The organism is Streptomyces sp. NPDC001157, from assembly GCF_053598255.1.
Genome location: NZ_JBSFJW010000002.1, coordinates 422,087 through 440,353 on the forward strand (window position 1 = coordinate 422,087; position 18,267 = coordinate 440,353).

Annotated in this window: 17 protein-coding genes and 4 pseudogenes; 7 read left to right on the forward strand and 14 right to left on the reverse strand. The window is 70.8% G+C overall.

Translation table 11 applies throughout. From position 1 onward, the window contains the following. Positions 1-10 precede the first annotated feature (10 nt). Positions 11-391, forward strand: a pseudogene (locus tag ACWDAG_RS05745) (phosphorothioated DNA-binding restriction endonuclease); the annotation flags it as partial. On the opposite strand, the pseudogene ACWDAG_RS05750 reads toward ACWDAG_RS05745, so the two are convergent. Continuing rightward, positions 390-558, reverse strand: a pseudogene (locus ACWDAG_RS05750) (sigma factor-like helix-turn-helix DNA-binding protein); the annotation flags it as partial. The pseudogenes ACWDAG_RS05745 and ACWDAG_RS05750 sit on opposite strands and share 2 nt — an antisense overlap. Before the next feature lie 159 nt (positions 559-717). Between ACWDAG_RS05750 and ACWDAG_RS05755 the strand changes: the two are divergent. After that, positions 718-951 carry a hypothetical protein gene (locus ACWDAG_RS05755; protein ID WP_450694324.1) on the forward strand — a complete coding sequence of 78 codons (234 nt, stop codon included), beginning with the start codon at positions 718-720 and terminating at the stop codon, positions 949-951. Between the two features lie 145 nt (positions 952-1,096). On the opposite strand, the gene ACWDAG_RS05760 is transcribed toward ACWDAG_RS05755, so the two are convergent. The 3 genes and pseudogenes from ACWDAG_RS05760 to ACWDAG_RS05770 form a co-directional block, all read right to left on the reverse strand. Next, positions 1,097-2,329 carry a CaiB/BaiF CoA transferase family protein gene (locus tag ACWDAG_RS05760; RefSeq protein WP_450694325.1) on the reverse strand — a complete coding sequence of 411 codons (1,233 nt, stop codon included), beginning with the start codon at positions 2,327-2,329 and terminating at the stop codon, positions 1,097-1,099. A 43-nt stretch (positions 2,330-2,372) separates the two neighbouring features. After that, complete coding sequence (locus ACWDAG_RS05765) at positions 2,373-3,188, reverse strand: SDR family NAD(P)-dependent oxidoreductase (RefSeq protein WP_450694326.1); 816 nt, start codon at positions 3,186-3,188, stop codon at positions 2,373-2,375. A 243-nt stretch (positions 3,189-3,431) separates the two neighbouring features. Further along, positions 3,432-3,479, reverse strand: a pseudogene (locus ACWDAG_RS05770) (hypothetical protein); the annotation flags it as partial. Positions 3,480-3,644: 165 nt separating this feature from the next. Between ACWDAG_RS05770 and ACWDAG_RS05775 the strand changes: the two are divergent. After that, a complete protein-coding gene (locus ACWDAG_RS05775) occupies positions 3,645-4,154 on the forward strand; it encodes a nuclear transport factor 2 family protein (RefSeq protein WP_450694327.1) in 510 nt (169 codons plus the stop codon). 63 nt (positions 4,155-4,217) lie between these two features. Here ACWDAG_RS05775 and ACWDAG_RS05780 read toward each other — a convergent pair whose 3' ends face one another. The 5 genes from ACWDAG_RS05780 to ACWDAG_RS05800 form a co-directional block, all read right to left on the reverse strand. Beyond that, a complete protein-coding gene (locus tag ACWDAG_RS05780; protein WP_450694328.1) occupies positions 4,218-4,412 on the reverse strand; it encodes an Lrp/AsnC ligand binding domain-containing protein in 195 nt (64 codons plus the stop codon). A gap of 193 nt (positions 4,413-4,605) precedes the next feature. Continuing rightward, positions 4,606-5,274 carry a response regulator gene (locus ACWDAG_RS05785; RefSeq protein WP_450694329.1) on the reverse strand — a complete coding sequence of 223 codons (669 nt, stop codon included), beginning with the start codon at positions 5,272-5,274 and terminating at the stop codon, positions 4,606-4,608. Continuing rightward, positions 5,271-6,548 carry a sensor histidine kinase gene (locus ACWDAG_RS05790; RefSeq protein ID WP_450694330.1) on the reverse strand — a complete coding sequence of 426 codons (1,278 nt, stop codon included), beginning with the start codon at positions 6,546-6,548 and terminating at the stop codon, positions 5,271-5,273. The genes ACWDAG_RS05785 and ACWDAG_RS05790 overlap by 4 nt, the downstream gene beginning before the upstream one ends. Before the next feature lie 23 nt (positions 6,549-6,571). Continuing rightward, positions 6,572-7,411 carry an ABC transporter permease gene (locus ACWDAG_RS05795; RefSeq protein ID WP_450694331.1) on the reverse strand — a complete coding sequence of 280 codons (840 nt, stop codon included), beginning with the start codon at positions 7,409-7,411 and terminating at the stop codon, positions 6,572-6,574. Continuing rightward, positions 7,408-8,346 (reverse strand): ABC transporter ATP-binding protein, encoded by a 939-nt coding sequence (locus tag ACWDAG_RS05800; protein WP_450694332.1) that lies wholly within the window; start codon positions 8,344-8,346, stop codon positions 7,408-7,410. Before ACWDAG_RS05800 ends, ACWDAG_RS05795 begins: the two co-directional genes overlap by 4 nt. Positions 8,347-8,631: 285 nt before the next feature. Between ACWDAG_RS05800 and ACWDAG_RS05805 the strand changes: the two genes are divergently transcribed. After that, complete coding sequence (locus ACWDAG_RS05805; protein WP_450694333.1) at positions 8,632-8,808, forward strand: hypothetical protein; 177 nt, start codon at positions 8,632-8,634, stop codon at positions 8,806-8,808. Between the two features lie 6 nt (positions 8,809-8,814). Next, positions 8,815-8,964: a hypothetical protein gene (locus ACWDAG_RS05810; protein WP_450694334.1), complete on the forward strand. Its 150-nt coding sequence runs from the start codon at positions 8,815-8,817 to the stop codon at positions 8,962-8,964. A gap of 20 nt (positions 8,965-8,984) precedes the next feature. Here the strand turns inward: ACWDAG_RS05810 and ACWDAG_RS05815 are convergent, their stop codons facing one another. Next, positions 8,985-10,523 carry a flavin-containing monooxygenase gene (locus ACWDAG_RS05815; protein ID WP_450694335.1) on the reverse strand — a complete coding sequence of 513 codons (1,539 nt, stop codon included), beginning with the start codon at positions 10,521-10,523 and terminating at the stop codon, positions 8,985-8,987. A 194-nt stretch (positions 10,524-10,717) separates the two neighbouring features. Between ACWDAG_RS05815 and ACWDAG_RS05820 the strand changes: the two genes are divergently transcribed. Further along, positions 10,718-11,740 (forward strand): Rieske 2Fe-2S domain-containing protein, encoded by a 1,023-nt coding sequence (locus tag ACWDAG_RS05820; protein ID WP_450694336.1) that lies wholly within the window; start codon positions 10,718-10,720, stop codon positions 11,738-11,740. Positions 11,741-12,101: 361 nt separating this feature from the next. Beyond that, a pseudogene (locus ACWDAG_RS05825) lies at positions 12,102-12,680 on the forward strand (D-alanyl-D-alanine carboxypeptidase family protein); the annotation flags it as partial. Positions 12,681-12,763: 83 nt separating this feature from the next. Here the strand turns inward: ACWDAG_RS05825 and ACWDAG_RS05830 are convergent. From ACWDAG_RS05830 to aspA, 4 genes are all read right to left on the reverse strand, one after another. Then, positions 12,764-14,110: a glycosyltransferase 87 family protein gene (locus tag ACWDAG_RS05830; protein ID WP_450694337.1), complete on the reverse strand. Its 1,347-nt coding sequence runs from the start codon at positions 14,108-14,110 to the stop codon at positions 12,764-12,766. Beyond that, positions 14,107-15,501 (reverse strand): polyprenol phosphomannose-dependent alpha 1,6 mannosyltransferase MptB, encoded by a 1,395-nt coding sequence (gene mptB, locus ACWDAG_RS05835; RefSeq protein WP_450694338.1) that lies wholly within the window; start codon positions 15,499-15,501, stop codon positions 14,107-14,109. Before mptB ends, ACWDAG_RS05830 begins: the two co-directional genes overlap by 4 nt. Before the next feature lie 204 nt (positions 15,502-15,705). Next, a complete protein-coding gene (locus tag ACWDAG_RS05840) occupies positions 15,706-16,635 on the reverse strand; it encodes a glutaminase (protein WP_450694339.1) in 930 nt (309 codons plus the stop codon). A 45-nt stretch (positions 16,636-16,680) separates the two neighbouring features. Beyond that, the gene (gene aspA / locus ACWDAG_RS05845) at positions 16,681-18,090 is read right to left on the reverse strand and encodes an aspartate ammonia-lyase (protein ID WP_450694340.1); all 1,410 of its coding nucleotides are present in this window, start codon (positions 18,088-18,090) and stop codon (positions 16,681-16,683) included. Positions 18,091-18,267 lie beyond the last annotated feature (177 nt).

The window sequence follows — 18,267 nt, forward strand, 5'->3', positions numbered from 1 at the left end:
GATCATGGTCATGGACTGGCTGGAGCGCACCGCGGGGCTGAGGCAGTGGAGTCGGGACGGGGTACGGGCGCCGCACAAGCCGTTGCTGCTGCTGTATGCGCTGGGCCGGTTTCAGGCGGATGCCGAGGGCGAGTTGCGGTACAGCGCGGTGGAAGGGGATCTGAAGCGGCTGCTGGCGGAGTACGGTCCGGCCCGCGGGAGCACGCCCGCCTGTCCCTTCCACCATCTGGTCAGCGACGGGCTGTGGGAGGTACGGACCGATCACGGTGTCGGCAGCCCAGGCACCGGGGTGCGGGAACTGCGGGCGGGCCGGGCCGCCGGGCGGCTGGTCCCGGAGCTGCGGGCCGCGCTGCGGCGGGAGCCGTCGATGCTGGGCCGCATGGCAAGGGTGCAGTCGCTGACCTCGGCCGCCTCCGCGTACGGGAGGCCGACCAGCTGGGTGAGGACGAACGCCTGCCGACGCTCGTCCGGCAGCGCTGCCAGCAGGTCCAACAGGGCTATGCCGTCGTCGAAGCCGGGCAGATCCTGCGGCTGGGACAGTTCGACGGCCAGCCGCCAGGCGGCAGGCGACGGCCCGCAGGATACGGAAGGCGGCCTTCTCCCCGTACGCCAGCCACAACCCGGTGAGGAGCGCGGCGAGCAGGTGGCAGCGAGCATGCCGGACGACGAGCCCACGTCGTCCGCCGATTGCCCATGCGGCTCATGTCCATGTGCCCCATGTCCATGGAGTCCATCTGCATCGAGCCCATGTCCATGGAGCCGGAACCGCCCGACGACGGCTGCGCGAGGGAGAACGCCTCGTGCAGCACCGTCTGGACGGCGACCAGGACGCCCACGATCAACGGCAACCCGCGCTCACGCCCGGCGAGACACCAGTCGCCGAGGCCCGTCCCGGCCACCCCGGCGATCAACGCCCAACCGGGTACGTCGTTTCCGGACATCATGACGTGACCCAAGGCGGCGAGCAGCACACACACGGCCGCGAACACCGCGGCCCGTACCGTGCGAGAACATCACCCTGCTGTCATGGCGACTCATCCTCGCATCCAGGCGCCGGCCGTCACGCGAGGGTGCGGAAACGCACAGGGGGCCACACTCAATCCGCCGAATGTGATCCGGACCACGGTTCATGGAGAATTTCCGCGTTGTGCTGTCCCAGGCGTGGCGGCGGCAGGCGGTACTGGACGGGTGTCTCGCTCAGTGCGATGGGGTTGGCGATCTGGCGGGAGGGCGTGCCCTCGGCTCCGTCGGCGGGTGCGGCGGGAATGTCGACGATGCCGGGAAGGCCGAGTTTCCGGGCGAAGTCGAAGGCCCCGTCCAGGGTGTTGACCGGTCCGGCGGGCACGCCCGCAGCCAGCAGGACGGACGACCAGTGGTCTGCGTCGGCGTCATTGAGCCGCTCGCTCAGGATGTCCCTCAGTTCGATGCGATGGGCGACCCGGTCGGCATTGGTGCGGAAGCGGTCGTCGAGGGCGAGTCCGGGCTCGCCGACGCTCTCGGCGAGCGCCGCGAACTGCCGGTCGTTGCCCACCGCAATCGCGATGGGACGGTCGGCGGCCGGGAAGGTCTCGTACGGGGCGATACTCGGATGCGCGTTGCCCAGGCGCCCGGGAACCACGCCGGCGACGGCGAACGCAGACGCCTGGTTGACCATGGCCGACAGCAGCGAGCCGAGCAGATTGACCTCGACGCGCTGGCCTTCCCCGGTGGCGTCCCGGTGCCGGAGCGCCGCAAGGATGCCGAGCGTGGCGTGCAGACCGGTGATCACGTCGACGAGTGCCACGCCCGCCTTCATCGGCTCCCCCGCCGCGTCCCCGGTCACGCTCATCAGACCGCCGACGGCCTGCACGAGCAGGTCGTATCCGGGGATCGCCGCGCCGGCACCGGCCCCGAAGCCGCTGATCGAGCAGTAGACCAACTCCGGGTGTTCCGCGAGGAGTTCGCGATGGCCGAGCCCCAGCCGTTCCATCGTGCCGGGACGGAAGTTCTCCACCAGGACGTCGGACTCGGCGACCAGGGCACGGGCCTGCTCCAGGCCGGTCTCGGTCGTGAGGTCCAGGGTGACGGACCTCTTGTTGCGGTTGACGCTCAGGAAGTACGTCGACGTGCCGTCCTGGTCCGTCGGGGGCTGCCAGGCCCGGGTGTCGTCCCCTGTGCCGGGCCGCTCCACCTTCACCACGTCGGCGCCGAGATCGGCGAGCAGCATGGTGGCGTAGGGCCCCGCGAGGACCCGGGAGAAGTCGGCGATGCGCAGACCCTCCAGCGCGCCGCGTCCGGCTCCGCCGAGAACGCCGGAGCGTCCGTCGGGCGCGTTGTCCTGAGTGCTCACGCACACTCCTCACTGATCGTCCCGCTCACGCGAACGCCCTGCGTCATCGACCACCCTCGCGGCGCTCGACGCTGAAGTCGAACGCCAGGGTTCCCGCGTCGCGTGCCGAGACTCCGCCGTCCACGGTGAGTACCGCGCCGTTGACGAACGACGCGGCGGGCGAGAGCAGCCAGGCAATCGCCTCGGCGACCTCGGCCGGGTCGCCGGGGCGCCCCGCGGGCACCAGCTTCGTCGCTTCTTCGTAGGCCTCGTCCACGCCGCCTCCGAGCCCGGACTCCTCGGCGAAGCGGGCCATACGACGATCAGCCATCTCGGTGCGTACCCAGGTGGGGCACACCGTGTTGGCGCGCAGCCCCTGGCTGCCGTAGTCGACGGCCAGCGAGCGGCACAGCTGAAGCAGCGCGGCCTTGGAGGTGGCGTACGCGGCGTTGCCGACCCCGTTGCGCAACGCCGCGACGGAGGCGACGGCAACGACCGAACCGCGGGTCTCCAGCAGGTGCGGGAGTGCGGCGCGCAGCAGCAGGAAGGGGCCCGTCAGGTTGGTGCGCATCACCAACTCCCATGTCTCGTCCGAGAGATCTCCCACCGCGCCGCTGCGTCCGACGCCCGCGTTGAGGACCAGTCCGTCGAGCCTGCCGAAGCGGGAGACCGTGGCCTCGACGAGCTCGGCCACGGCGTCCGCATCCGTGAGGTCAGCGGCGTGCGGCACGGCGCCGGTTTCGTCGGCGACCCGCTGCAGCGGCTCGGGCCGTCGTCCACCGATGACGACGTCGTGTCCGCCGGCCCGTAGCAGCCGGGCGGTTGCGGCACCGATGCCGGTCCCTCCGCCGGTGACCACCACAACATGCTTGTCACTCATGACCGTTGGACCTCCTCAAAAGCCGGAAAACAGGCCTCCGTGATCTTACGCAGGCCCACTCGGGGACGTCAGCTCACGCGCGGTTCGGCCAGGTCGAGCCAGTGCTCCACGTCGCCGGGGGTGAAGTGCCTGATGGCCCAGACGACCATGCGAAGAATCATGTGCGCCCATGAGGGCGGGCCGCAGGGTGGCCAGGCTGAATCGACGATCATCGCGGGAGGCGCCGTCCCAGTCCACGACCCCGGTGATCGCCCCGCCGCGCGCCGGCATGTTGCCCGGATGGAAGTCCATGTGCACCGCGTCGGTACCGGCCAGGCGGGGCCGGGTGTCGGCACCGACGGCGGCGATCCAGCGCTCCAGCGCCGCACTGCGGCCCGTGCAGGCAGTAGCCGACACGGTTGTCGTCACCTGTGTGCGTGTTGACCTCAAGTGAACTTGAGGGAGAAGTCTTCATGCATGGACATCGAAGAGATGCAGCGCCAGATGCAGACCCTGACCGACCGCACCGAGATCACCGATCTGTTGGACCGCTATGTGCGTTCCCTGGACGAGGGAGTTTTCGACGAGGAATGGGCTCGGGCTTTCCACACCGAAGACGTCACAGCGGAGATGCCCATCGGCACCGTCCATGGTCGCGATGCCCTGCTGGCCCGCGTCCGGCAGGGCATGGCGCTGTTCGACCGGACCGTGCATCTGGGCACCAACGCCGTCATCGCGATCGACGGTGACCGAGCCACCACCCGGGGCGCCCAGCTGAGCACCCACGTCCTGGCGGACGGCACGGGCGGCGTCTTCATCTCCGCCGGACATGCCGATGCCGAACTGGTCAGGACGGCCGAGGGTTGGCGGATCTCCGCCTCGTCACTGCGGGTGGTGTGGACCCAGGGTCCGCCTCCGCAGGTGCCGGCACTCGCCACCGTCGGGCCCGACCAGGCCGTCCCGTCCTCTCCTACGGGCCGGGCTTGACGTTCTTCACCGTGAAATGCGACGTCACGTTCTTGATGCGGGGGATGGTCATGACCCGCCGGCTCAGGAAGGCCCGTAGGCGGGCAGATCGGCGACGGCCACGCGGACGAAATAGTCGGGGCTGCCGAACAGCCTCCGCAACTCCAGTACTTCCTCCGCCTGCGCCAGCGTCTCCTCGAAGCGCTCGACCGTCTCCACGTCCTGCGCTTCGAAGCTGAGGTCGATGTACGAGCGGTCGGCGCCCCGGCTGCCGGCCATGCGGATCGCCTGCGAGACGTACTGGGTCGGCGGCGGACTGGCCGGCGTCGTCCTCGGCGCGGCTCTCCCGGCGCCCGTCAAGGGCCTTGAGTTCGCGCTGTGCGCGCTGTTCACCGTGCTGACGCTGGACGCGTTCCGCTCCCGCAGAGAGCTGCCGTCCCTGCTGCTTGCGCCCGCACCACTCACGGGCCGATCAGTCCGTGCTCGGCCGGGCGAGTCCGAGGTCGTAGGCGAAGATCACTGCCTGGATGCGGTCCCGGGCACCGATCTTGGCCAGGACGCGGCCCACATGGGTCTTGACGGTGGATTCGGACAGGACGAAGTGCGCGGCGATCTCGCCGTTGGTCCAGCCCTTGCCTACGGCGACGAGGATCTCGCGCTCGCGCTCGGTGAGGGAGCTCAACCTCGGGTCCTCTACGAGGTCACCTCGGTGTGCGGGGACGTACTGGGCGAACTCGTCCAAGAGGCGGCGGGTGAGCGCGGGCGCGATCACCGCGTCGCCGATCGCGACGGCGCGGATGCCCGCGAGGAGCTCCTCGGGGCGTGCGTCCTTGAGGAGGAAGCCGCTGGCACCGGCGCGCAGGGCGGCGTGGACGTACTCGTCGAGGTCGAAGGTGGTGAGCACGAGGACGCGCGAGCGCTCGCCGGCGGCGACGATGCGGCGGGTGGCCTCGATGCCGTCCATGCCGGGCATCCGGATGTCCATCAGGACGACGTCCGGGCGCAGTTCGGCGGCCTTGCGGACGGCTTCGGCGCCGTGGGCGGCCTCACCGACGACCTCGGTCTCGGGGACGGAGTCCAGGAGGATGTGGAAGCCGTAGCGCTGCAGCGGCTGGTCGTCCACGACGAGCACCGTGGTCACCGGACACCGTCCTGGGGCGTGAGGTCGAGGACGGCCTCGACGTTCCAGCCTCCGCCGCCCGCCGGTCCCGCGCTGACGGTCCCGCCGTAGAGCGCCGCCCTCTCCCGCATGCCCACCAGTCCGTGCCCTTCCTCGTGCGGCCTCGGCGGTGTCGCCGGGCCGGTGTCCTGGACCCGGATGGTCAGCCGGGTGTCCCTCTCGATGATCGCCAGGTGTACGCGGGTGTCGGCGTCGGCGTGTTTGAGGGTGTTCGTGAGGGCTTCCTGGACGATGCGGTACGCCGTCAGCTGCACCCCGCTGTCGAGGGCGTCCACGTCGCCCGAGGTCCGGTAGACGACCTCCAGTCCGGCGGCGCGCACCGTGGCGCACAGGGCGTCGATGTCGGCGATGCCTGGCTGCGGGCTGAGTTCGGGCCCGGCAGAGGGGCTGTCCGCCGCCTCGCGCAGCACACCGAGTACGCGCCGCAGCTCACCCAGGGCCTGCCGGCCGGTGTCCCCGATGAGCTGGAGGGCCTCCTTGCCGCGTTCGGGTGCGGTGTCGGTGGCGTAGGCACCGGCGTCGGCGAGCGTGATGATGACGGACAGGTTGTGGCCGACGATGTCGTGCATCTCGCGGGCGACGCGGGTGCGTTCGGTGGCCGCGGCCAGCCTGCTGCGCTGGTCCCGCTCGACCTCCAGCCGGGCGGCCCGCTCCCGCAGTCCGGCCAGCTGGGCCCGGCGGATGCGGACCATCAGGCCGAGCGCGAGGGCCGCGGTCGAGGTGCTGAGCAGGAAGAACAGCGCGTCCCAGACGGACATGGCCGCGGACACCCGTACGGCGACCAGCACCATGGCCCCCGCCATGGCGGCGCAGGCCCACGGCAGCTGCCTCAGCCACCCGTGCAGTGCCAGGCTGTACAGGGCGACGAAGAGGGCGATGTCCGCGCGCAGCACCGCGTTCAGGGACCACTGCAGGACGAACACCGCGGCGATGACACCGAAGGCCGCCAGGGGCCGGCGCCGCCTCCACAGCAGGGGCAGCACCAGTCCGGCCTGCAACGCCAGCATCCCGGCGACAGGCAGATGGGTGAAGGCCAGCCGGAAGCGGCGCGGGCCGTCGCCGTCGCCGGTACCGCCGTGCAGCAGGTCGGGCAGGCAGAACATCAGGAAGACCACGACCACGACCGCGGTGTCCAGCACCCACGGACGGTTCCGGTCGGCTTGCCTGAGCCGCTGGCCGCCCCGGGACAGACGGGCGACCAGCGGTCCCATCCCGCTGATGTCATCGGTGGTCACGGACGTCACCTGTCCATGGTGCGTCAGACGTCGCTGCGCGCGAGCCGGTAGGCCGCGCCGCCGAGCGCCAGCGCCGTCCAGCAGAGGAAGACCAGGAGCCCGGCGCCGGGCGACAGGGTCGTCGAGTCGTGGGTCAGGGCGAACAGCGACTCTCCTGCGTTGGACGGCAGGTAGGGGCTGATGTTGTCCTGCCAGGAGCTCGGCAGCAGCGAGATCAGTCCCGGGATCAGCATGAAGGTGGCCACCAGCACCGAGATCCCGCCGGCCACCGACCGCAGCAGCGCGCCCAGCGCGGTGCCGATCACCCCGACCAGGCCGAGATACAGCCCGGCGCCCAGCAGGCTGCGCAGCACACCCGCGTGCGAGAAACTCATGGCCGCGGGCGTGCCCGAGACGATGCCGCTGCCGAACAGGAAGGCGACGAACGCGCCCAGCGTCCCCACCGCGAGCGCGACCAGCCCGAACACGGCCGCCTTGGACCACAGCACGGGCAGCCTGCGGGGCACCGCCGCGAGCGTGGACCGGATCATGCCGGTCGAGTACTCCCCCGCCGTGACCAGCACGCCGAGGACTCCGAGGGCCAGCTGGGCGAAGTTCGTACCGAACAGGGACAGGCTCACGGCCGTCGAGGTGGCGAAGTCGCGGTCCATGTGGCCGGAGTTGATCCCGGACTTGTACCGGCTCGCCGCTATCAGTCCGAAGGCCACCAGGAACAGCAGGCCGAGGCCCAGGGTGATCCAGGTCGAGCGCAGGGACCACAGCTTGGCCCACTCCGAGGACAGCACACGCCGTCCGGTTACCCGGTAGGCGGGGCGGGCCGGTGCGGTACGGGGTTCCTCAGCGGTTGCGGTGAGGGTGCTCATGCCGGCCTCCCGAGGGTCTCGATCCCGGTCGTGGAGCCGTGGTACTCCACGGCCTCCCTGGTCAGGTCCATGAATGCCTCCTCCAGCGACACCGCCCTCGCGCTCAGCTCGAACAGGGGTATACCGTGCTCGGCCGCCTTCAGGCCGATGGTGCGGGCGGTCAGCCCGGTCACCTGCAGTTCCTCGGAGCCCACGCGCCCTGTGATGTCGACGCCCGGTCCCGCGAGGACGTCCCGCAGCCGCGCCGGGTCCTGGGTGGCGACCTTCACCGTGTCGCCGCCCGCCTCGCGGATCAGGTCCCCCACGGTGGTGTCGGCCAGCAGGCGTCCCCGGCCCACGATGATGAGATGGTCCGCCACCAGCGCCATCTCGCTCATCAGATGCGAGGAGACGAACACCGTGCGGCCCTCGTCGGCGAGCGCCTTGAGCAGGTTGCGGATCCAGAGCACGCCCTCCGGGTCCAGCCCGTTGACCGGCTCGTCCAGCATCACCGTCTGCGGATCCCCCAGCAGCGCCGCCGCGATGCCCAGCCGCTGGCCCATCCCGAGGGAGAAGGCACCGGCCCGCTTCTTCGCCACACTGGCAAGGCCGGCGAGGTCGATGACCTCGTCGACCCGGCGGCGCGGAATGCCGTGGGTCAGCGCGAGGGCCCGGAGGTGGTTGTACGCCGAACGGCCCGGGTGGATCGACTTCGCCTCCAGCAGGGCCCCGACCTCCTGGAGCGGGGCCTGGTGGCGGGCGTAGCGGTGGCCGTTCACGGTGACGGAGCCGCTCGTCGGGGCGTCGAGTCCGACGATCATGCGCATGGTGGTGGACTTTCCCGCGCCGTTGGGCCCCAGGAAGCCGGTCACCGTGCCCGGCTTCACGACGAAGTCGAGCCCGTCGACGGCTGTCTTCTCGCCGTACCTCTTGGTCAGCTGCCGTGCGTCGATCATTCGCGTTCTCTCTGTCGGCCTACGGCGCCCGTCGATTCCGACGCCTCACCGGCAACGCTAGGAGCCGATCCGCCCGATCCCGTGGTACCGGCAGGCTGACCCGTGTGGAGCGCGTAGTACCGCGGTACTACGCGACCACCTGCGGGCGAGGTGGCGTACGTGATCACCTGCGCATCCCCAGTTCCTCGCTGCCTTCGCCAAGGCTGCGGTTCCACGAAGCCCACTGCTCGCCCTGGCCGAGGGCATGGAGGACCATGGAAGCCGAGCAGACAAAGGAGGCCCGCCATGAAGACCGGAGCCTCGGATTACGACCGCTGGCTGTACTCGCACACGCCCTCACAGGCCGAGGGTGAGCGCGACGAACCGGCCGAGCGCACGTCCGCGGAACAGCACCCGGATGTCCCCAGGACCGAGCCGTCCCAGGCGGAGGGGGAGAGGGTGGAGGACACCAGGACCACATGATCGCCGATGGATGATCCATGGGTGCGCGGCGTCCTCGCCCTCAAGATCACACGCGGGCGGACGCCGTCGGGGCAGCAGCTGCGGGATCCTGAGACGGCGGCGACCGTACGGCTGGAGTGCGGAGAGCGGGTGACGGAGAGCGCGTCGCGGGAGTGAGCACCATATGGCCCTTTGGCCTACCGGAGCCGGTCCGAGCGGCGGGCGGGCAGACCTTCGCGCTCACGGTCGGCTTGGGCCGGCACCGGCAGCGACCAGCGGTAGGCCTCCGGGTCGAAGGTGTTCAGGCGCTTGATGAGCCTGGCGGTCGACCAGGGCCAGCAGAAAGTGTTGATGCCCGGGAGGCCGAAGTAGTAGCCGGTGGCTCCGGCGGCGTTGTAGACGGTGTTGCGCAGTGCCGCGTGCAGGGCCTGCTGGTGGGCCGCTTCGGCCTCCGGCTTGACGTCCAGTGAGGTCGCCCCGCTGGTGCGCAGGTGGTCGAGGGCGGTGGTGATGTAGCGGAGTTGGGCTTCGAGGACGGTGGGGACGGCGGTGGTGCCGGTGAGCAGATTCGGGCCGACGAGCAGGAAGAGGTTGGGGTATCCGCTGACGCTGGTGCCGAGGTAGGCACGGCGGTTGTCGGCCCAGGTCTGAGCCAACGTACCGTCGGTGCCGTGCAGTTGGGGGGCCAGTGGGATGTCGCCGATGTGGTATCCGGTCGCGAGCACGATGATGTCGGCGCGGGTGCGGGTGCCGTCGGCGCCGATGACGTCGGAGCCCTCCACGGCGGTCACACGAGTGGGATGCAGCCGCACGTTGGGCCGGGTGAGGGCGGCGTAGTAGGTGGCGGAGGTGATCAGTCGGCGCCCGCCGAAGCGGTAGTCAGGAGTGAGGGCCCGGCGCAGGGCGTGGTCCCGTACCGAGGTACGCAGATGGAAGCGGGCCAGGGCCTCCAAGGGCCGCAGCAGGCGGGGGTGGCGCAGGGGTACGCCGATGGCTTCCTGGGTCCAGTGGTGCAGGCCGCGGAGCGCGCGGCGCGCTGCCGGGTGGTGTTCGAAGAAGCGGTGCAGCCCCGGAGGGAGGGGGTAGTCGGGTTTCGGAAGCACCCACTGCGGCGTGCTCTGGAAGACGTCGACATGCGCCGCCTTCGGCTGGATCTCGGGCAGGAACTGGACGGTGGACGCTCCGGTGCCCACCACGGCCACGCGCCGTCCGGTCAGGTCGACTTCGTGGTTCCAGCGGGCGGAGTGGAAGGCGGTACCCGGGAAGGCGTCGAGGCCGGGGATGTCGGGCCGGCGGGGGCGATGCCAGGCGCCGGTGGCGACGATCACGGCACGGGCGGTGTACGTGCCCGATGTGGTCTGGAGGTTCCAGCGGTGCGCTTGCGGCTGCCAGCGGATGCTCAGCACCTCGGTGTCGTAGCGGATCGCCTTGTCCGCGCCGTGGGTCACCGCGGTGGTGTCGAGGTAGTCGAGAATCTCGGACCGGTCGGCGAAGCCCCGGCTCCACGAGTGGGGTGCGAAGGAGTACTCGTACAGGACGGCCGGTACGTCGCAGCCGCATCCGGGATAGGTGTTGTCGCGCCAAGTCCCTCCGAGGCGGCCGGACTTCTCCAGCACGACGACGTCGTCGAAACCGGCCCGGTGCAGCGCGATCACGGCGGCCACACCGGAGAGGCCGGCCCCGATGACGACGACTTCCGCTTCATGACGATGGTTGTCGCTGCTGTCGTCGGCCACCAACGCCCGCCCCCTGTCTGCGTCGTGAGCATCCCGGCGCTGATACCGAGACCGCTCCCGAACGCTTACTCAGAGCGACCGACGGTAGTGTCACCTGCGGTCATCCGTGGTGATATGACCGGTAGATCCCTCATAAGAGTGATCTTGCTGCGAGGGGTGAATGCATTGCGTTTTCCCGTGCTTGGCTGCCGTCCATGACGATGAGGGACGAACTGCCGAAGTCTCGTAGTCCCCACGCTGCCGCCGACGGGCCGATGCGGCATCTGCCCTACCCCAGTGGCTGGTTCTGCCTCGCGCGTTCGCGAGAACTGGCCCCCGGCAAGGTCCTGACCCGCCGTTTCATGGACGAGGACGTCGTCCTCTACCGCACTCTCGACGGCCGGCCCCGCGCGGTGCATCCCTACTGCCCACACCTGGGGGCTCATCTGGGGGCGGGCGGCAGCGTGGAGGGACAGAACCTGGTGTGCCCCTTCCATCGCTTCGCCTTCGCCCCGGACGGCACCTGCGTCGGCACCCCCGACGGCCCGCCCCCGCGCGCCCGCCTGCAGCACCACACCATCAGCGAGCGCAACGGCTTCCTCTTCGCCTGGCACGAACCGAATGGCACTCCACCCACCTGGGACGTCCCCGGCACCACCCAGGACGGGGTCGTTCCGACAGCCGCCTGGAGCACGGACGTCCACACTGACGCCCAGGAGATCATCGAGAACACACTTGACTACCGGCATCTCCCCGTCCTGCACCACGTGGCCGTGCAGGAAGTCGACCCGCCGACCACCGAAGGCCCACTCCTGCGGATGCGTCTGCGTCTCGGACCCGATCGGCCGGCCGCCCTCAAGCAGAGGATCCAGGCCGACCACGCCTTCCTCCTGGCCGGTCTGGGATGTCTCCGCGTGGATCTCCCGCTGCCCTCCCTCGGACTCGTCAGCTACCTGTGGGCGATGCACACACCCACCGGGCCCCGGCGCACCCACATGCTGGTCGCGACGGCCTGCGCGGACATCGGTATGCACCACTCCACGAAGGCGTCGCTCCCACGGCGCGGCCTGCACCGGGCCTTCGCCCAGGCGATGCTGCGCACCGCGGTCAGCAAGGTCCATCAGGACCTGAGGATCTGGAACACCAAACGCTACGAGCCCCGACCCCGCCTCGCCGCGAGCGACGAGGCCATCGGCTTGTTCCGCCACTGGGCCCGCCAGTTCTATCCGGCGCCCTGAGGAACCGTGGGCGTGATGCTGATCCCGGCCTTGCGGCATCCGGGTGCTACCACCCCGTATCCGGCCCGGTCACCGCCCCGCACGCCCTGCCGATTTCTACGTTGATCATGTGATCCTCCACTTCTCGTCCCGGGCGGCCGTCACCACCTGCGCGCTCTGTACGGCGGGCGTCCTGGCGTTCACGCCGGTCGCGGTCGCCGCCGGTGCCGAGCCCACCCCGCCCGGCGTGTCGCGGGCCGCGCTGCCGGATCCCTCGTTCCTGTATCGCGAGGGCACTCAGGTGCGGCCCCATCACGGGGCGCCTGGGATTCCGGACGTGTCCGCGTTGTCCTGGCTGGTGGCGGACGCCCGCAGCGGGGACGTGCTGGCCGCGCACGATGCACACCGCAAGCTGCCGCCTGCCAGCACGCTGAAGACCCTGTTCGCACTGACCGTACTGCCGGGGCTGCCGGCGGACGCCCGGCACAAGGTGCGGGAGGAGGAGTTGGAGGACATCGGCGAAGGCAGCAGCAGGGTCGGGGTCGCCGAGGGGCGGACGTACCGGATCGCCGATCTGTGGCGAGGGGTCTTCCTCAACTCCGGGAACGACGCCGTGGACGTGCTGGCCTCGCTGAACGGCGGCTGGCAGACGACGGCCGAGCAGATGCAGGCCAGGGCCCGTTCGCTGGGAGCCCTCGACACGCAGGTGCGGTCGCCCGACGGATACGACACACCCGGCCAGGTCTCGTCGGCGTACGACCTGGCGGTGTTCGGCCGGGCGGGGCTGCGCAATCCGGACTTCGCGGAGTACTGCGGTACGGCCGTGGCGAGGTTCCCGGGCGGGGGCGGCTGGTCGTACGAGATCGAGAACACCAATCGGCTGCTGACCGGGGCGGACGGTGTGCAGCCGTATCCGGGGCTGATCGGGGTGAAGAACGGCTACACCAGCGACGCGGGCAACACGCTCGTCGCCGCCGCCCGCCGCGGCGGGCGCACCCTCGTGGTCACCGTGATGAACCCTCAGGCAGGCGGCGGCTTCGCCGTCTATGAGGAGGCGCGGGAGCTGCTCGACTGGGGGTTCGAGGCCGCGGGGCGGGTCGAGCCGGTGGGTTCGCTGGACGCGCTGCTGGACAGACCGCGGCCGGGGCCGCGCGCCACGCCCGTGGCCGTCGCCCCGGACGGCGGCTCGGGGTGGCCGACGGCGGGCGTCATCTCGGGTGCCGTCGCACTCGGCGCGGGGGCGGTGGCGCTGGTCCTGCGGGGCAGGGGCAGGCTGTCGGCGCGGAGTTGACCCACCGGCAGCCACAGGAGCAGTCCCAGGGTGATCCAGGTGTAGGTGTTGCTGCCGAGGAAACCGTCGATGCCGGACGCGTCGTGGAACCAGAGCCACACCACGCTGGTGCACAGCACCGCGTACAGGGCGCCCGCCACACGCAGCTGCCCGGCGCGGACCAGTACGGCGAAGGACGGCAGCAGCCACACCAGGTGGTGCACCCAGGTGATGGGGCTGACGAGGCAGGCGGTCAGGCCGGTGAGGGCGAAGGCTGCCGGCCAGTCGGCCGCCGCGACCGCCTGGAGCGTCCGCCATGTCCAGATGCCGAGGACCACCAGAACCGCCAAGCCCCATACTCTGCGGTCGGATTCGCCGAGGCGGGCCAGGATGCCCTGCAGCGACTGGTTGGAGACGTAGTCGAGGCGGCCCACCCGGCTCGTGTCCCACAGGGCCTCGGTCCAGTAGAAACGGGAGGCGCCCGGGGCCACCCAGGCGGCGAACGCGGTCGCCCCGGCGGTGACCGCCGTCGCGACCGCGGCGGCGCGCCAGCGGCGAGCGAGCAGGAACAGGCCGATGAAGACCGCCGGGGTCAGTTTGATCGCGGCGGCCAGGCCGATGCCGACACCCGCCCAGCGCTCCCGCCCGGTTCTGAGCAGCCAGGCGTCGGTGAGGACCAGGGCCAGCAGGACGAGGTTGACCTGGCCGAAGCTGAAGGTGTCGCGGAGCGGTTCGAACAGGGCGAGCATGCACGCACCCAGGGCGCATCCGAACCAGCCGTAGCGTCGCCAGGCCCCCTCGGTCAGGATGTGCAGAACCCAGGCCAGGGCCGCCAGGTTCAGCAGCAAGGATCCGGCGATCGCCGTCCGCAGGCCGACGAGGGCCATCGGCAGCATGCTGACGGCGGCGAACGGCGGGTAGGTGAAGCCGTAGGTCGTGCCCGGCACCTGGTAGTCGTAGAGCCGTCCGCCGTGGTGGATCCAGCTGTTGACGGCGCCGTGGTAGACGCGCAGGTCGAACCAGTCGCGCAGCAGCGGCACGGTCGCGGTGAAGGTGGTGACGGCGGCGGCGAGGGCGAGGACCAGGAGCAGTCGGCCGCGGTCGGTGCGGGGCAGGGTCATGCGGTTTCTCCCAGTGCGGGTGCCTGGGCCGCCTGGTGGACCTGCCAGAGAACCACCACGGCCAGCGCCCCGCCGGAGACGGCCAGCATCAACTGCCCGCTGTCGACCGGCCCGCCGCTGGGCAGGGTGGCGAGCGCGAGCACGCCCGTCACGGCCGCCACCCGGTGCCGTACCGAGGTGGTGGGTGCCGCGGCGGCAATGAGGAACAGCCCCCACAGGGCGTACCAGGGGCGGATCGCCGGGCCGAAGGCGGCGACGGTGGCGAGGCTCAGGCCCAGTGCGTAGACCGGGCGGGGGCGCAGCCGCCACCATATGGCCGCTATGACGAGCGCGGTGATCGCGAGGCCGAGCAGGTGCCAGACCGGCAGGGCGAGCGGGGCTAGGTCGCTGCCGAGGTGTTCCAGCATGGCTCCGGTGGCGCGGCCGAGGAGGCTCGTGAGGGCCCAGTTGTGCGGGGAGACAGGGGTGTCGAGAGCGCCTATCCAGCCGTATCCCGTGCCGGCGACGGCTGTTGCGGCGACCGTGGTGGCCGCGGCGGCGAGGGCGGTCGACATGACGGCCTTCGCCGGACGGTGCCCGGCCCGCACCTGGAGGACGACCACCGCGGCGAGCCCGAGCACGGCGGGCGCCTTGACCAGGGCCGCGAGGGTGACGAGTACCGCGCCCAGGACCGGCCACCGGCCGAGCGCGGCGACCAGGCCGACGCCGAGCAGGCCGAGCATGATGGCGTCGTTGTGGGCACCGGCGACCAGGTGGAGCAGCACCAGCGGGTTGAGGGCGCCGAGCCAGAGCGCGGCGGCCGGATCGGCGCCGCTGTGCCGGGCGAGCCGGGGCAGGGCGGCCGCCATCAGTGCCACGCCGAGCAGCGCGATCAGCCGCATCCCGACCAGCCCGGCGGGGAGTTCGCCGCGGGTCAGGCCGGACAGCGCGGAGGCGACGGCGAGGAACACCGGCCCGTAGGGGGCGCCGGTGTGCTGCCACAGGGGGGCGACCTCGTCTGCGAGGGGGCCGCCGAGTCGGGCGGGCCCGTATGCGTAGACGTCCATGTGGGCGTCGACCATGGCGCCTTGCGCGAGGTAGCTGTAGACGTCGCGGCTGAACAGCGGCGGGGCGAGCAGCAGCGGGGCCGCCCAGACGGCGAGCACGAGCAGCAGTTCGCGCGGGGTGGGCGGGTCGGCGCTGCGCACGAGCCGCCCGAGCAGTACCCAGGCGGCTATCAGCAGCACCACGCCGAAGTACACGCCGACCAGGCCCAGGGCCGCGCGGACGGTGGCCGGGGCCAAAAGATCCCGCACGGGCAGGGCGCCGGCCGTCTCACCTCCCAGCGCGAGGAAGGCGGTGCCGGCCAGGCCCAGTACCTGACAGCGGCGGAGATCGACGGGGAAAGCCATGGCCAACACTCGGGAAGCGTGTCAACGCCGGGTGGCCGGAAATTGACGCGCCGCCTTCCGGACGGGGGCCTGCATGTGACCGGCACGTGATCGCGCGGCCGGAGCGGCGATTTACTCGCGCCCGACGGTCCCTCTTGCATCCGAGATGTCCGACGGCGGGGACCGCGCCCGAGATCGTGCTACGCCACCCCGGGCACCGCCTGTTCAGAACACCGACAGGCCGGTCAATGTCGTGAAGCGGTCCAGTGCCGCGACGCCGGCCACCGAGTTGCCGCGTTCGTCGAGGCCCGGGCTCCATACGCTCAGTGTGCAGCGGCCGGGGACGACCGCGATGATGCCTCCGCCGACGCCGCTCTTGCCGGGCAGGCCCACGCGGTAGGCGAATTCGCCCGCCGCGTCGTACGTCCCACAGGTCAGCATGACCGCGTTGACCTGCTTGGCCTGGCTCTGGGTGAGCAGCCTGCTGCCGTCGGCGCGGATGCCGTGACGGGCCAGGAAGCCGGTGGCCAGGGCGAGGTCGGCGCAGGACGCCGTGATGGAGCACTGGCGGAAGTACTGGTCGAGCAGCACCGGGATCGGGTTGTCGATGTTGCCGTACGACGCCATGAAGTGACCGAGGGCGGCGTTCCGGTCGCCGTGCGCCGACTCGGAGGCGGCGACCTCCTTGTCGAAGTCCAGGGCCGGGTTGCCGCTCTCGGTGCGCAGGAAGGTCAGCAGTTCGCCCGCCGCGTCTCCGGTACGGGTCTGCAGGCGGTCGGTGACGACGAGGGCACCCGCGTTGATGAACGGGTTGCGGGGGATGCCGTTCTCGTACTCCAGCTGGATCAGGGAGTTGAAGGGGTTGCCGGAGGGCTCACGGCCGACGTGCTCCCACAGTTCGTCGCCCTCGCGGGCGAGGTCGAGGGCGAGGGTGAAGACCTTGGTGAGGGACTGCGTGGAGAACGGCTCGCGCCAGTCCCCCACGCCGTACACCGTGCCGTCCAGCTCCGCGACGGCCATGCCGAAGCGGCGCGGGTCGCAGGCCGCGAGTGCCGGGATGTAGTCGGCTGGGCGGCCGCGGCCGGGGGTGCGCTCCATCTCCTCGGCGATGCGCTCCAGGACCGGCTGGAAGGCGAAGGACGACGTCGTTGTCATGATCACTATTGTGCCTCCGGGTCGGTCCTGGCGCGCAGCCGTGGGTCAGGCGATGACGGAGCCGCTGCCGGCGACGACCTCGGGCCGCAGCAGGTCGGCGAGGGTCTCGGCGGGCAACAGGCCCTTCTCCAGGACGAGTTCGGCCACTCCCCGGCCGGTGACGAGGGCCTCCTTGGCGATGTCGGTGGCGGCCGTGTACCCGATGTGCGGGTTGAGGGCGGTGACCAGGCCGATGGAGTTCTCCACGGACTTGCGCAGTGCCTCGGTGTTGGCGGTGATGCCGTCGACGCACCGCTCGGCGAGCGTCAGACAGGCGGCCCGCAGGTGCGTGATGGACTCCGACAGGGAGTGCAGGATGATCGGCTCGAAGGCGTTGAGCTGGAGCTGTCCGGCCTCGGCGGCCATGGTGATGGTGACGTCGTTGCCGATCACCTCGAAGGCGACCTGGTTGACGACCTCGGGGATCACCGGATTGACCTTGCCGGGCATGATGCTCGAACCGGCCTGCACGGGCGGCAGATTGATCTCGCCGAGGCCCGCGCGCGGCCCCGAGGACAGCAGCCGCAGATCGTTGCAGCTCTTGGAGAGCTTGACTGCGATCCGCTTGAGCACGCCGGACATCTGCACGAACGCGCCGCAGTCCTGGGTGGCCTCGACCAGGTTGGCCGCGGTGACCAGGGGCAGGCCGGTGATGTCGGCGAGGTAGCGGCGGACCGACTCGGCGTATCCGGCGGGGGCGTTGAGCCCGGTGCCGATGGCCGTGGCACCCAGGTTGATCTCATGGATCAACTGGACGGCCTCGTCAAGACGGTTGCGGTCCTCGTCAATCATGACCGCATAGGCGGAGAACTCTTGACCGAGCGTCATGGGCACCGCGTCCTGCAACTGTGTACGGCCCATCTTGAGCACGTTGCGGAACTCGACGGCCTTGCGGGCGAAGGCGTCCTGCAGTACGGACATCGCCTTGAGCAGTCCACGTACGGCGAAGACCGTCGCTGTCTTGACGGCGGTCGGGTAGACGTCATTGGTCGACTGGCCGAGGTTGACGTCCTCGTTGGGGTGCAGGTGCTGGTACTGCCCCTTCTCGAAGCCCAGCAGCTCCAGCGCCCGGTTGGCGACGACCTCGTTGGTGTTCATGTTGGTGGAGGTGCCGGCGCCGCCCTGGATGACATCGACGACGAACTGGTCGTGCAGCTTGCCGTCGCGGATCTCGCGGCAGGCCTCGACGATGGCGGCGGCCTTCTTCGGGTCCAGCAGGCCGAGTTCCTCGTTGGCGAGGGCGGCGGCCTCCTTGACGGCGGCCAGGGCGTCGATCAGGTGAGGGTAGGCGGAGATCGGGGTGCCGGTGATGGGGAAGTTCTCCGTGGCGCGCAGGGTGTGGACGCCCCAGTACGCGTCGGCGGGGACGTCGCGGTCTCCGAGCAGGTCGTGTTCGCTGCGGGTGGCGGCGGTCATGAGGTGCGGGTCCTCTTTCTGAGGGTGGTGAGGGTTGGGGGTCTGGCGACGTCGGTGGTGGGGTGGGTCCGGCTCGGGCGGTACGGGGTGACGCCCGCCCGAGCCGGGCGAGGCACCGGCCCGGTGGTGACAGGACCGGCGGTTCGGGGGCCGGCTGTCGGTGGGCCGGCCGCGTGG

What these genes read in the sequence shown, in the direction of transcription:
- ACWDAG_RS05755 (WP_450694324.1), top strand. Translation starts at nt 718, where the DNA reads ATGTCCATGGAGTCCATCTGCATCGAGCCCATGTCCATGGAGCCGGAA.
- ACWDAG_RS05765 (WP_450694326.1), bottom strand. Translation starts at nt 3,188, where the DNA reads ATGAGTGACAAGCATGTTGTGGTGGTCACCGGCGGAGGGACCGGCATC.
- ACWDAG_RS05775 (WP_450694327.1), top strand. Translation starts at nt 3,645, where the DNA reads ATGGACATCGAAGAGATGCAGCGCCAGATGCAGACCCTGACCGACCGC.
- ACWDAG_RS05780 (WP_450694328.1), bottom strand. Translation starts at nt 4,412, where the DNA reads ATGGCCGGCAGCCGGGGCGCCGACCGCTCGTACATCGACCTCAGCTTC.
- ACWDAG_RS05795 (WP_450694331.1), bottom strand. Translation starts at nt 7,411, where the DNA reads ATGAGCACCCTCACCGCAACCGCTGAGGAACCCCGTACCGCACCGGCC.
- ACWDAG_RS05800 (WP_450694332.1), bottom strand. Translation starts at nt 8,346, where the DNA reads ATGATCGACGCACGGCAGCTGACCAAGAGGTACGGCGAGAAGACAGCC.
- ACWDAG_RS05805 (WP_450694333.1), top strand. Translation starts at nt 8,632, where the DNA reads ATGAAGACCGGAGCCTCGGATTACGACCGCTGGCTGTACTCGCACACG.
- ACWDAG_RS05810 (WP_450694334.1), top strand. Translation starts at nt 8,815, where the DNA reads ATGGATGATCCATGGGTGCGCGGCGTCCTCGCCCTCAAGATCACACGC.
- ACWDAG_RS05820 (WP_450694336.1), top strand. Translation starts at nt 10,718, where the DNA reads ATGACGATGAGGGACGAACTGCCGAAGTCTCGTAGTCCCCACGCTGCC.
- ACWDAG_RS05830 (WP_450694337.1), bottom strand. Translation starts at nt 14,110, where the DNA reads ATGACCCTGCCCCGCACCGACCGCGGCCGACTGCTCCTGGTCCTCGCC.
- mptB (WP_450694338.1), bottom strand. Translation starts at nt 15,501, where the DNA reads ATGGCTTTCCCCGTCGATCTCCGCCGCTGTCAGGTACTGGGCCTGGCC.
- ACWDAG_RS05840 (WP_450694339.1), bottom strand. Translation starts at nt 16,635, where the DNA reads ATGACAACGACGTCGTCCTTCGCCTTCCAGCCGGTCCTGGAGCGCATC.
- aspA (WP_450694340.1), bottom strand. Translation starts at nt 18,090, where the DNA reads ATGACCGCCGCCACCCGCAGCGAACACGACCTGCTCGGAGACCGCGAC.